This is a genomic window from Mycolicibacterium moriokaense (assembly GCF_010726085.1).
Taxonomy (GTDB): domain Bacteria; phylum Actinomycetota; class Actinomycetes; order Mycobacteriales; family Mycobacteriaceae; genus Mycobacterium; species Mycobacterium moriokaense.
Genome location: NZ_AP022560.1, coordinates 4558979 through 4570939 on the forward strand (window position 1 = coordinate 4558979; position 11961 = coordinate 4570939).

The 11961-nt window shown below is 65.8% G+C and carries 14 protein-coding genes; 8 read left to right on the forward strand and 6 right to left on the reverse strand.

Annotated elements, in window-relative coordinates:
* The first annotated feature begins 83 nt into the window (after positions 1-83).
* A complete protein-coding gene (locus G6N43_RS22435) occupies positions 84-1310 on the forward strand; it encodes a cytochrome P450 (RefSeq protein ID WP_083150326.1) in 1227 nt (408 codons plus the stop codon).
* On the opposite strand, the gene G6N43_RS22440 is transcribed toward G6N43_RS22435, so the two are convergent.
* Together G6N43_RS22440 and G6N43_RS22445 are read right to left on the reverse strand one after the other, a co-directional pair.
* Positions 1300-2388, reverse strand: a complete 1089-nt coding sequence (locus G6N43_RS22440; protein ID WP_083150325.1) for an NAD(P)H-dependent amine dehydrogenase family protein — start codon at positions 2386-2388, stop codon at positions 1300-1302. The genes G6N43_RS22435 and G6N43_RS22440 overlap by 11 nt on opposite strands.
* Positions 2385-3416: an aromatic ring-hydroxylating dioxygenase subunit alpha gene (locus tag G6N43_RS22445; protein WP_083150324.1), complete on the reverse strand. Its 1032-nt coding sequence runs from the start codon at positions 3414-3416 to the stop codon at positions 2385-2387. The genes G6N43_RS22440 and G6N43_RS22445 overlap by 4 nt, the downstream gene beginning before the upstream one ends.
* A 73-nt stretch (positions 3417-3489) precedes the next feature.
* On the opposite strand from G6N43_RS22445, the gene G6N43_RS22450 reads away from it, so the two are divergent.
* Entirely contained in the window at positions 3490-4407 is a 918-nt protein-coding gene (locus G6N43_RS22450) for an NAD(P)H-dependent flavin oxidoreductase (RefSeq protein WP_083150323.1), read from the forward strand.
* Here the strand turns inward: G6N43_RS22450 and G6N43_RS22455 are convergent.
* Complete coding sequence (locus G6N43_RS22455; RefSeq protein ID WP_133056546.1) at positions 4404-5183, reverse strand: hypothetical protein; 780 nt, start codon at positions 5181-5183, stop codon at positions 4404-4406. The genes G6N43_RS22450 and G6N43_RS22455 overlap by 4 nt on opposite strands.
* Between G6N43_RS22455 and G6N43_RS22460 the strand changes: the two genes are divergently transcribed.
* Both G6N43_RS22460 and G6N43_RS22465 read left to right on the forward strand, forming a co-directional pair.
* On the forward strand, positions 5176-5463 hold the full coding sequence (locus G6N43_RS22460) for a hypothetical protein (protein ID WP_163658163.1): 288 nt from the start codon (positions 5176-5178) through the stop codon (positions 5461-5463). The two genes, G6N43_RS22455 and G6N43_RS22460, sit on opposite strands and share 8 nt — an antisense overlap.
* Positions 5464-5817 carry a hypothetical protein gene (locus G6N43_RS22465; protein ID WP_083150320.1) on the forward strand — a complete coding sequence of 118 codons (354 nt, stop codon included), beginning with the start codon at positions 5464-5466 and terminating at the stop codon, positions 5815-5817.
* 85 nt (positions 5818-5902) lie between these two features.
* Here the strand turns inward: G6N43_RS22465 and G6N43_RS22470 are convergent, their stop codons facing one another.
* Positions 5903-6166 (reverse strand): hypothetical protein, encoded by a 264-nt coding sequence (locus G6N43_RS22470; RefSeq protein WP_083150319.1) that lies wholly within the window; start codon positions 6164-6166, stop codon positions 5903-5905.
* 163 nt (positions 6167-6329) lie between these two features.
* Between G6N43_RS22470 and G6N43_RS22475 the strand changes: the two genes are divergently transcribed.
* A complete protein-coding gene (locus G6N43_RS22475) occupies positions 6330-7595 on the forward strand; it encodes an NAD(P)/FAD-dependent oxidoreductase (RefSeq protein ID WP_244960502.1) in 1266 nt (421 codons plus the stop codon).
* Positions 7596-7598: 3 nt separating this feature from the next.
* Here G6N43_RS22475 and G6N43_RS22480 read toward each other — a convergent pair whose 3' ends face one another.
* Positions 7599-7865 (reverse strand): YdeI/OmpD-associated family protein, encoded by a 267-nt coding sequence (locus G6N43_RS22480; RefSeq protein WP_083150317.1) that lies wholly within the window; start codon positions 7863-7865, stop codon positions 7599-7601.
* A gap of 143 nt (positions 7866-8008) precedes the next feature.
* On the opposite strand from G6N43_RS22480, the gene G6N43_RS22485 reads away from it, so the two are divergent.
* Genes G6N43_RS22485 through G6N43_RS22495 form a run of 3 tightly spaced genes read left to right on the forward strand, consistent with a single transcriptional unit; the run spans position 8009 to position 10508 of the window.
* A complete protein-coding gene (locus G6N43_RS22485) occupies positions 8009-8923 on the forward strand; it encodes an SPFH domain-containing protein (RefSeq protein ID WP_083150316.1) in 915 nt (304 codons plus the stop codon).
* A gap of 51 nt (positions 8924-8974) precedes the next feature.
* Complete coding sequence (gene rnhA, locus G6N43_RS22490) at positions 8975-9472, forward strand: ribonuclease HI (protein WP_083150315.1); 498 nt, start codon at positions 8975-8977, stop codon at positions 9470-9472.
* Positions 9473-9515: 43 nt separating this feature from the next.
* Positions 9516-10508, forward strand: a complete 993-nt coding sequence (locus G6N43_RS22495; RefSeq protein WP_110810330.1) for a glycoside hydrolase family 6 protein — start codon at positions 9516-9518, stop codon at positions 10506-10508.
* Positions 10509-10511: 3 nt separating this feature from the next.
* On the opposite strand, the gene G6N43_RS22500 is transcribed toward G6N43_RS22495, so the two are convergent.
* Entirely contained in the window at positions 10512-11960 is a 1449-nt protein-coding gene (locus G6N43_RS22500) for an MCE family protein (RefSeq protein ID WP_083150313.1), read from the reverse strand.
* Between the last annotated feature and the right edge of the window lies 1 nt (position 11961).

The window sequence follows — 11961 nt, forward strand, 5'->3', positions numbered from 1 at the left end:
CCCGCAGACACCCTCCCACCTGCGATTGTCAACTTCACCCGCACCCGTTGACGCCGCACGCGTCGCCCGGTCAGCCTGGACGCATGACAGTGCGGAACACAGAACAACTGGGGATCGCGTTGTTCGACGACGAGTTCATCCAGGATCCGTATCCGCTCTACCGCCGCATGCACGACAGCGGCCCGGTGCACCGCATCGGCGATTCGGGGTTCTACGCCGTCTCCGGTTGGGATGCCGTCAACGACGTCATCGCCCGGCCCGAGGACTTCTCCTCGAACCTCACCGCGACGATGACCTACGAAGACGGCAAGGTCGGAGAGTTCGTGATGGGCGAACTCGGCGGCGAGATGCAGGCGCTGGCGACCGCGGACGACCCCGCCCACGCATTTCATCGCAAGCTCCTGCTGCCCCAACTGGCCGCCCGAAAGATCAACTCGTTGGAGGCGTACATCGCCGAAACCGAGGTTCGGCTCTGGGATAACGGCGTCCACGACGGTCAAATCGAATGGATGTCGGCGATGGCGAACCGGCTGCCGATGATGATTGTCACCCGCCTGATCGGGGTTCCGGATGTGGACGTCGACCAACTGATGCGATGGGGTTACGCGGGCACCCAGATGGTGGAGGGACTTGTCAGCCGAGACGAGCTCGCCGCAGCGGGTATGGCCGTCATGGAACTCTCCGTGTACATCAACGAGCACTTCCAGCGGGCGGCCGAGAATCCCCCGAACAATCTTCTCGGCGATCTCGCAACCGCCCGTGCCGCAGGCGAATTGAGCGACCTCACGGCGCTGGGTATGATGGCGACCTTGTTCAGCGCGGGCGGCGAGTCCACGGCATCCCTCATCGGATCCGCCGCGCACGTGCTGACCCGGCTTCCCGAGATTCAACGAGAACTTCGGGACAACCCTGATGCGCTCGGCGCATTCCTCGAAGAGGTGCTGCGCTTCGAGCCGCCGTTCCGCGGACACTATCGGCACGTGGTTCGAGACGCGACGCTGTGCGGCACCGACCTGCCCGCGGGGTCCCGGCTGGTGCTGTTGTGGGGCGCGGCGAACCGTGATCCCGCGCATTTCGACGATCCCAACGACTTCCGACTGGACCGGCCCGGCGGCAAGGGGCATATCTCGTTCGGCAAGGGCGCGCACTTCTGCGTCGGCGCCGCGTTGGCCCGTCTGGAGGCCCGAATCGTCTTGCAGCGCTTACTCGATCGCACGGCGTGGATCGACGCGGTCGAGGTCGGCCGCTGGCTACCAAGCCTGTTGGTGCGACGGCTCGAGCGGCTCGAGCTGTCGCTCGCTACAGCTTGAAGCGGCCGGCGAAGCCGCGCAGCGGCACGTCGGCGCTCGTCAGCAGTCCCGGAGGCGCGTCCACTACCGACGAAATCGCGCTCAGCGCAGGCATACCGGTAACCGTCATACCGATCGAGGCGAAGTTGGCGGGATTCGACAGGTCGACACCGGGCTTCGGGAAGATCATGTGCTTGTTGTATACGCACGGGTCGCCCTTGATCTGAGTGATGTAACAGCCCTTGATATCCCAGCTCGGATCCGTGTGCGGGGTCATCTGCCATTCCAGGTGCGTCTCGACCCTCGGCACTCCGTCGACCATGCCCTGATACTTGATGTAGTTGCCGCCGAGGGACCCCTTCGGCAACACGTACCAACCGAGGTCGACGTCCTTGGTGCACGCCCCGAGTTCATAGCTGAACTTGACCTCGTCGAGTTTCAGGTCGAAGCAGTCGGCCATCATGAGCACGCTGTCGGCGAACACGCGGGTGTACTTCTCCAGCTTGCCCGGAATGCTCGGGTCGTCGACCGGAAGGCCGTAGCCGACCTCGATCCATGTGTCCTTCGAGTGATGACACGAGACGTCGACGGATTCGATGGTGGTGACGTTCTCGATCTCGGCGACGTCAGCCGAACACACAACGCCCAGGATCTGGTTCAGGCCGGGATTCATTCCGGTGCCGTAGAAGGTGGATCCGCCCTTCTCGCATGCCTCGGCAAGGAGTTGGGTGACCGGCTTGCCCGACGGATGGGGATGGTTCGTGTCACGGTGCCAGCCGGTGATCCAGTCCGCGGTGGTGACGATGTTGATGCCGGCCTCGAGAACCTTCACGTAGAGGTCCTCGTCGGGGAATACGCCGTGGAACGTCAACACGTCGGGCTTGGCCGCGATGATCTCCTCGACCGTGCCGGTGGCCGTCACGCCGTTGGGCGCCAACCCGGCCAACTCGCCGACGTCGCGGCCGACCTTCTCCGGTGAGTAGCAGTGCACTCCGATCAGTTCGAGCTCAGGGCGGTCGGCGATCCGCTTGATCATCTCGCTGCCGACGTTGCCCGTAGCGACCTGGAACACGCGGATCGGCTTGCGCTTTGCGCTCATTCGGTTCGACCTTTCTGTGCTGCATAGACCTCGGCGGCGCTGCCACCGATACCGTCGGGATAGAACTGCTTGGCCCAGTTGCGGATCGCGGTGAAGCCCTGCTGCTCCGAACCGGCCAGCGCCGGCGGATCGGAATAGCGTTGGTGTTGCCAGATCTCGATGTCCTGGGCGAACTGCCGGATGACTTCCTGCCCGAATTCGCGGGCCTTCATCTCCGCGCGCTCCGGATTGCGCGTCGGTGTGCGGCCGATGTACACCATGAAGCGGACATCGGACGTGCTGTCGTCGACCGGTGTGACGGCGGAGATCGTCCGGTTATCCACCATCCCAAAGCTTTTCGTCACCGCGATGCCGAGGCCGCCGTTGATCGCCTCGACCCTGCTGTCGATGTCGTCGATGCTCTGCTGGTCGTCGCCTTCGAACGTGATCGTGAAATCGACATAGGAGACGGCATCGTCGAAGTCGTGCCGGGTGAAGACGGGCACGATCGGCGTCTGGTGCACGAACTTGAAATGCGCGAAGTCGACGCCGTTTTCGAGGACGTACTGCGGATGCATCTCCAGCGCTTCGCGATACAACCGTTGCTGCGGGTAGTAGTCGTCGGCGCTGCTGCCGTCGTTGAAGCTCGCGAACACGTCGGGTGCCTCGAAGTACGGATCGCGCCGGTGCACGTCGTGCCAGATGTAGATCGCCTCGTTGCGCTCCACGGTCGGATAGGTACGAATGCGGCGTCCCCGGTTCGGCCGGTCCTCGTAGGGGATGCACACGTTGCGACCCTCGTGATTCCACTGCCAGCCGTGGAAGGGGCACTGGATGACCTCGCCCTCGACGTGACCGCCGTACCCGAGGTGTGCGCCGAGATGTTCGCAGTACGCATCCATGACGGTGAGCTGCCCGGACTCGGCTCGCCACGCGATCATCTCAGTGCCGAAGTACTTCATCCGATGCACATCGCCGGTCTTGATCTCGTCAGACCACGCGACCTGGAACCAGCCGGTCGGCTTCATCGACAGGGGCGGCTTCGCCATGCAGAAATCATAAAGTACTCAATGTAAAAATGCGACAGCCCTAATTCCGGGCGTGGAACGGTTTTAATGGGCCGTGCCCAATCGAATTCAGACACTGCTCGGCGTCGACTATCCCGTGGTCCAGGCACCGATGACCTACATCGCCCGTGCTGAGCTGGCTGCGGCAGTCTCGGAGGCCGGCGGCCTGGGAATGATCGAGACGCTGACCGATGAGGGCCGAGCGGACCTGAAGCGAGTGCGCGACCTCACCGATCGTCCCGTCGCCGCGAACCTGATGATCCAGGGCTGGAAGAGCGATCCGTCAATCGTCGACACGCTGGTCGAGGCGGGTGTGCGGCACGTGTTCACCTCCGCGGGCGATCCCGCGCTGTTCACTGCGCGGCTACACGACGCGGGGATGACGGTGGTGCATGTCGTCGGGTCGTTGCGCGCGGCTCAGAAGGCGGTCGCCGCGGGAGTCGACGCGTTGGTGGTCGAGGGCGTCGAGGGCGGCGGGTTCAAGTCTGCGCTGGGGGCATCCACGATGGTCTTGCTTCCGCTCGTCGCTGCCCATGTCGATCTGCCGATCATCGCCGCGGGTGGCATGTGCGACGCGCAGTCCGCCGCGGCATCGCTGGTGCTGGGTGCGGAAGGCGTTCAGATGGGCACGCGCATGCTCGCGAGCCGAGAGTCGCTGGTGCACACCAACTTCAAAGAGGCGATCGTTGCCGCCAACGATGCGGGCACCGTGCTCCTTGACATTCCGGGCAATCCGACCATGCGTGTGCTTCGGACGGGGCTCGCGGCACGCGTGGCCGAGCACGATCCGAACGCGAAACTGCTCGGCAAGGTCACGGAGCTCTACTTCGGCGGCGATATGGAGGCCAGTGTCGCGAACACCGGTCAGGTCTCCTCGCGGATCGCCGAGCTTCTTCCGGTGGCCGACATCGTCCGCCGGACGTGGGACGAGATCGAAACGGTGTTGGATGCGGCGCGCAGCCGCGCAGGTTAGGCGACCTGCTCGAGCACGGTTGTCGAACGCGCCGTGCTTGCCCGTACCGCGTGGGCGGCACGTGGCTTGTCGACCCGCTTGCCACGCGGATACAGCGCGATCAACGACCCGGATCGAACGACGCCCATCGGGCCGGGACCGGCGAAGCGGGCGATGCCGGACATCCGCAGCGCCAACATTGCCTTGGCCTGGCGGTAACCGATCCGGACGCCGGCGGCGCACACGATCAGCAGGCCGCCGATACCCGGCACCGCGATGGCGGCAAGCGCCGTCAACGACGCCGGAGCCAGGACTGACTTGACGACGTGATCGAGGAACGAGGTCGTTCCCGCGCTGACTTTTGCGGGGGCGGGCGCCAGTCCGGACAGCGCCACCTTGTGGTTCAGGCTGGCGGTGGTGATGCCCCCGAGATCCGACGCCTCGACCACCGTGCCGAACAGCGGCGCATCGGCGGCGAGCTGCGGCAGCTGCATCGGCTCGGTACCGATGAGCGGCGCGTGGACGGGTGCGACCGACGGACCGTTCACGGAGCCAGCGGCACCGAAGACCGGTGCGTTGGGGCCGTCGACAACACCGAAGCCGAGCAGGTCGAGCAGGTTGTCCGGCACCTTGGCCACCTCGCCGACGGCGTTCACCACGGCGGTGATCATGATCTGGATCGCCGTAATGACGTCAGTGATCGGCGTCTGGGACGTCGGCAGCCCAGCGAGCGTGGTGACGGACGTCCCGAGTGCCTGCGCAATGGTGTTCAAGGCGTTCGAGAAGGGTGTGACCACTGCCCCTTCGAAGGTCTTCGGCTTCGGGGCCACCGCGCTGGACCCGGTGGGCGACGATCCGCCTGGCGTGGACGAACTCCCCGACGACCCGTTTCCTAGACCCGCCGCGGGGGCGTTCGTCGCCTCCGGCGCGCTCTGGTTCGTGGTCGGAGTATTCGTCTGCGTGGCCTCGGGGATCGAAATCGCCTGCGAGACAGCGGTATTCGCCGCCGACGTGGCCGATGCTATCGCGGTCGAGACCGCGTTCGTGATGTCTTGGACGGCGGTGGTGAGTTTCTGAGTGCCCGTGTTGGTCTGGGCCGATACCACCGAGGTCGGGCCGTTGGTGGACACCTTCGTGACCGTGCCGCTTGTGTTGGTGGTGGTGGTCTCTGCGTCCTCATCGACCCGCTGGTTTCCGATAACGCTGGTCGGATTGGTGGACGAAGGCTTACTCGTATCGTCACCGGGCGACGAGGAATTCGTCGTGTCTACGGACGTGCTGTCGGTGCCGGTGCCGGTCTCGTCAGCAAGGGCGATCGCCCCGCTGCTACTGCAGACGAGGAGCCCTATCGAGAGCGCGCAGGCACCCGCCGCGGCGCGCAAATGCGTCGTGTCGATGATCCTCTCCGTCCAGCAACGATCCTGCCGGTAGATACATAAATATTGTCGCATAGACCTGGCAGTACTCACTAGAAACTGAGTTGAAGAAACCATGGCAAATCTGACCGATCGCGTGGTCATTTCGGCGCCGTGCCTCCGTTCGGCACGAGCATCATGATCACTGTCGGCAATGCGAACCGGACGCTCAACAAGATCAGCGTCGCTGCCAGCGCTTTTCCCAGTCCGGCGGGTGTGCGCCGATCGTGTCGCTCCGATGCCGAACGAGACGCGAGTGCCAAAAGCCGTTTCGGCGGCAGAATCGCCGCTTCATTGAGCAACGAACTAGCGATCTTGATTTCGAAGGGAAAAAGTCGCGCAAAGGTCGCCGAAAGGGCCTTCACCCACGCGCCGCAGTTATGTGCGCAGGGCTCCGCTCGGCAACGAATCGCCGGAAACGGATACCGCCACCGCCGGACCGAGAATCAAGGTCATCGACGGTGTCCGACGACCTCGCCAGCAAACCCCAGCGATTTGTGTGCGTTTCGGAGCGCTCACCGCTCCTCGATGCACACAAATCTTGTCAGTCCACCGTGGGTTGGTGACGATGGTGCGGTGTCGGCGTCCTCACGCGTGCTCGTCCTGGGGTCAGGGTTTGCCGGGCTGTGGGCGGCGCTGGGCGCGGCGAGGCGGCTCGACGAACTCGGCGCGCAGCCCGGAACGGTCGACGTCACCGTGGTCAGTTCGCAACCGTTCCACGACATCCGGGTCCGCAACTACGAGCCGGACCTCGGTCCGTGCCGGATCCCGTTGCAGGACTTGCTCGATCCCGTCGGCGTCGGGCACATCACCGCGGACGTAACCGGAATCGACCCGGCGCGGGCCACCGTCAGCACCGCCTTCGGCGCCACCCTGAACTACGACCGCCTCGTGATGGCGGTGGGCAGCACGGTCGCCAAGCCCGACCTTCCCGGCCTGTCGGAGTTCGGCTTCGATGTCGACACCTACGACCACGCGACGGCGCTGCAGGCGCACATCCGCGGGCTGGCCGAACGCGCCGCGGACCCTGCGAGCGCCACCGCTGTGGTGGTGGGCGCGGGGCTCACCGGCATCGAGACCGCCAGTGAGCTGCCGGGAATGTTCGCCGACGTCCTCGGCTCAGACATCGCCCCGCGGGTGATCCTCGTCGATCACAATCCGCATCTCGGATCGGACATGGGCGAGTCTGCCCGTCCGGTCATCGAGCAGGCGTTGGCCGACAACCACGTGGACACGCGTACCGGCGTCGGCGTCACCGCCATCGACGAACGAAGCGTGACCCTGTCGTCCGGCGAGGTCATCCCGGCGGCGACGGTCGTATGGTGCGCAGGCATGCGGGCGAATCCGCTGACCGCGCAGTTCGGCGTGTCACGCGATCGCTTGGGCCGGCTGCCGGTCGATGACTACCTACGGGTCGAGGGCGTCTCCGGGGTGTTCGCCGCGGGCGATGTGGCCGCGGCGCGCATGGACGACGAGCACATGTCGGTGATGTCCTGTCAGCACGGCAGGCCGATGGGCCGCTACGCCGGCTACAACGTGATCAGCGACCTGCTGGGCGAGCCCATGCTCTCGCTGCGAATCCCTTGGTACGTCACGGTTCTCGATCTGGGGCCGGCCGGTGCGGTGTACACCGAGGGCTGGGACCGCCGCGTCGTCGCCACCGGTGCACGGGCGAAGGCCACCAAGCGGACGATCAACGGTGAGCGCATCTATCCCCCACTCACCCGCGACCGCACCGCACTGCTCGCCGCCGCCGCCCCGGAACTACAGTCCGCCCCCGTCTACGAAGACTGACGACTACCGCCCGTTGCGCTCGCGGTGCTTGCACCCGGGCCAGCAGCATGGTCTGCGCATGCCCTCTTCGAGCTCCTCCTGGGTGCGACGAATGCGACGATCGCGGGTCGCCGGCTGCTTGGCATCCTCGACCCAGCAGATGAACTCGTTACGCGCCAGCGGCGTGATGTCCTTCCACGCGGCCAGCGCGGTGTCGTTCGAGATCAACGCCTTGCGCAGGTCTGTGGGAAGCTTGTGCACCACCCCGCCAGGCACCCGCTGACTAGTCATGCCGCCACCATATCGAAATCGAGTCTGAGACCGGGATCGCGACAGTACAGTTCGCGAACAGGTCTTCTCCGCTAGTGCTGCGTGCGCCAGGACGCACCGCCTCAGTCCTGAACAACCTAGGCCCTGAACGAAAGGTAACGACGATGAAGAGATCCGCTGTCGCCCTTGGGCTTTCCCTGGCATTGCTGACCGGTTGCTCGTACGCCAGCGTCGGGGCCGGGGAGCAGGCCGTCGTCGTCGACGGCTATTGGATGATCCCGACCGACCCGGTCGTCAAGGGATGCATCGCCCCGGAGAACTCGCAGAACGAGATCACCAACCACGTGTACCGGTATCCGGCTCGCCAGATCTCCTGGGATGCGACCGGCGACCCCGGCTCCGAGCGGGGACCGTACGTCGTGGTGTCCAACGCCAAGGCGCCCGCGGACATGAACGTCCCCGTGGTTGTGACGTTCGACCTGACGACGGACTGCGAGAAGCTCAAACAGTTCCACCGCGACTTCGGCACGAAGTACAACGGCTGGTTGAACGACGACGGAACGGTCAGCGACGGTTGGGTCGAGCTCCTCAACTACGTGATCGGACAACCGCTGCAGGACACGCTCAACGGCGTGGCGCAGAAGTACACGTGGCAGCAGATCTGGAACGACGAGGAGGCGCGCATCGAGTTTCGCAATGCACTTCTCGAATCGCTGCCGAGCGCCAGCAGGGCGCGCACCGACGGAGTGGACTTCTTCACCAACTTTCAGGTGACGGTGCTCAAGCCGACGCCGGTCAATCCCGAGCTGAAGGCCGCGATCGAGCGTGAGCAGGCCGCGATACAGAACGCCCAAGCCACGCAGGCGCAGGGCGTCGCCGAGGCCAACGCGAAAAAGGCGAAGGCGGAAGCGGATCTGGCCGCCGCCGTCGCCGAGACGAAGGTGGCCGAGCAGGAGGCGCTGAAACGCGCCGCGGAGGTCAAGGGCTACCCGTCGGTTGAGGATTACCTGCGCGCCGAGGCGATCAAGCAGGGGCTCAACCCGTACCAGCCGACCTACGTGGTCCCGCAGGGAGGCTGACGGCTGGCGCGTCGCGACCCGATCATCGGGCCGAGTGCCTATCCTCGGCGCATGCTCGAGTTCGCCCAAGACATCGTCGTCATCCACACCGACGGCGGCTGCAGGCCCAACCCCGGCCCGGGCGGCTGGGGCGCGGTGCTGCGCCACCGCGAGCACGTCCGCGAGATGTGCGGTGGCGAGTCCGGCGTGACGAGCAACAACCGGATGGAACTGATGGCGCCGATCATGGCGCTCGAGGCGCTGACGCGACCGGTGGTGGCGCACCTCTATACCGACAGCACCTACGTCCGGAACGGCATCACCAAGTGGGTGCTGGGCTGGGAGCGCAACGGTTGGATGACCGCCGCGAAGCAGCCGGTGAAGAACGTCGACCTGTGGCAGCGGCTGCGGGCGGCGTGCGGCCGCCACCAGGTCGAGTGGTTCTGGGTGAAGGGGCACGCAGGCGTCGCCGACAACGAACTCGCCGATGTCCTCGCGACCCGCGGCATGGAGGAAGCCATCGCCAACAGCCACCTCAGCCATTCGGCCGGCGCAGCCCTCGCTCTCTGACCCGGGATTGGCGCCCGCTGCTGAGAGGCGCTAACTTCCTCGCGTGATCTCCTCAGCTGCCAGAGCAGTCGCGCGGTTGTTCGTCATGACGGTCGCGGCCGCCGCCGGTATCGGTCTTCTCGCCGACCCGGTCGACCGGACCACGACGGTGCGTCTTGCCAGCGACGCGAACCCGCTGGTCGGAGCGCCGTTCTACGTCAATCCCAACTCGGCAGCCATGCGCGCGGCACGCAGCGCGGATCCGCCGAGCCCCCAGCTGACCGCTGTCGCCGAGACGCCGCAGGCGTACTGGCTGGTCCCGGGCTCGTCGGCATCGACGGTCGCGAAGTACACGGCCGACGCCGCCGCCGCCGGCGCCATCCCGGTCTTTTCGATCTACGGCATCCCGCACCGCGACTGCGGCAGCTTCGCGGCGGGTGGCATGGGCTCGGGCGCCGCGTATCGCGAATGGATCGACGGCATCGCCGCCCAGATCGGCGGTTCGCGGGCGGCGATCGTCCTCGAGCCCGACGCGCTGGCCATGGCCGACTGTCTTTCAGGCGACCAGCGCCAGGAGCGGTTCGACCTGATCCGCTACGCCGTCGACGCGCTCACGCGAAATCCGGCGGCGGCAGTGTACGTCGACGCCGGGCACCTGCGTTGGCACCCCGCCGAGGAGATGGCGTCCCGCCTGCAGCAGGCCGGTGTCGAACGCGCGCGGGGGTTCAGCCTCAACGTCGCGAACTTCTTCACCACCGAAGAGGAAATCGGTTACGGCGAAGCGATTTCCGGGCTCACCAACGGGAAGAATTACGTGATCGACACCTCGCGCAACGGCAATGGGGCCGCACCCGATTCGCCGCTGCACTGGTGCAACCCGAGCGGCCGGGCACTCGGCGTTCCGCCCACCACGCAAACCGCGGGCCCGCACGCGGACGCCTATCTGTGGATCAAGCGTCCCGGTGAGTCCGACGGAACGTGCGACAAGGGCGACCCGCCCGCGGGCACCTTCGTCAACCAGTACGTCATCGAGTTGGCGAGCAACGCGGGCCGGTAAGCCTCAGCTGGGCGGCGTCAGCAGGTCCTGCCAGGTCTTTCCGCCGTTGTTGGGCGCCAGGTTCGACTGCGTGTAGATACGTCCGTCCGGTCCTTCGTAACTGCCGGTCGCGGGGTCGTAGTAGGCGGCCGCGATCGGCGGCGTCGCCTCCGGTGGCGCAGCCGGAACAGCTTGCGGCGGTGACGGTTCGGGCGGCCGCTGCGGGATGTCCTGCCCGGACAGCGTGGCGTTCGGATCGCCCTTCCAGTTGAAACCGTCGTTGAGCGGCACGTATTCCTCGTCGCTCTTGCACATCTTTGCGCTCGGCGCGCGTTTCCCCGGCTTCATCAGGCAGGGCAGGTTGCGTGCGCCGCGTACAGCGTTCCACGAGTTCTGCGGTATGCGGCAGTAGAGGTCGTCCACGGGCCGGTCGGGCGTGTCCACCATGGTCGGTATCCGCTGCTGCTGGGCGGGCAGGTAACCGGTGGTGCACGGTGGCGGCAGGTTGAGGTTGAGATTGAAGGACAGCACGAGCCCGGGATGCTTGGTGTTCTGGTTGGCCACGGTGCCCGCTTGCATGACCGCGACGCCCATCGGTACGAGCACCAGCAGCTGCTCGATGGCCGGGTTGTAGGTGAGCGCGAGTTGACCGACGCCGAGCAGGTTGTTCATCAGCACCGGCACGCTGGGCTGGAGTCGGTCGATCAGCTGGCGCGCCTCATCGGCGGCGTGTCCGCCGCGTTCGATCAGGCCCGCGAAAGCACTGTCGTTCGTCTTGAGTTGGCCGGTGAGATCGGCAAGGTGCGACGCCCAGGCTTTAATCGAGTCGGCGGTCTCGGCCTGTGAATCGAGCACAGGTTGCGACTGGTCGATCAGCGAGACCATCGGGTCGAGATTCTTGCGCGCATCGATGGCCAACTGCGTGGAACCGTTGACGATGCGGGAGATCTCGGGTCCCTGCCCGCCGACCGCGACATAGCTTTCGTCGATGACCGTCTTAACGTTGTCCCGGGGTATCGCCAGCAGCTGGCGGTTGGCAGCGTCGAGCAGGGCGCCGATGTCCGGCGGTATCGACGTATCGCCCACCGGGATGACGTCGCCGTTCTTCAGCGGAGGTGCATTGCCGCTACGGGGAAGCAGCGCCACGTACTGTTCGCCGATCGCGGAGGTGCTGTGCACTTCTGCGGTGAGGTCGGAGGGGATCTTCACATCGGAACGCAGCGAAAGGGTCGCGTCGACGCCGGTGTCGGTGAGAGTCACCGCGGTAACCCGGCCGACCTCGGTGCCTCGGTACGTCACGTTCGCGCTCTCGTACAACCCGGCGGCCTGCGTCAGCTGCATGGTGACGGTGTAGCGCCCCACCCCGAACATGGCGGGCGCCTTGATGTAGCCGAAGATCATCACCGAACCGGCGGTCACCGCGACAGTGGCGAAGATCGACAGTTGGACCTTGACCCGCTTGGTCATTCGCATG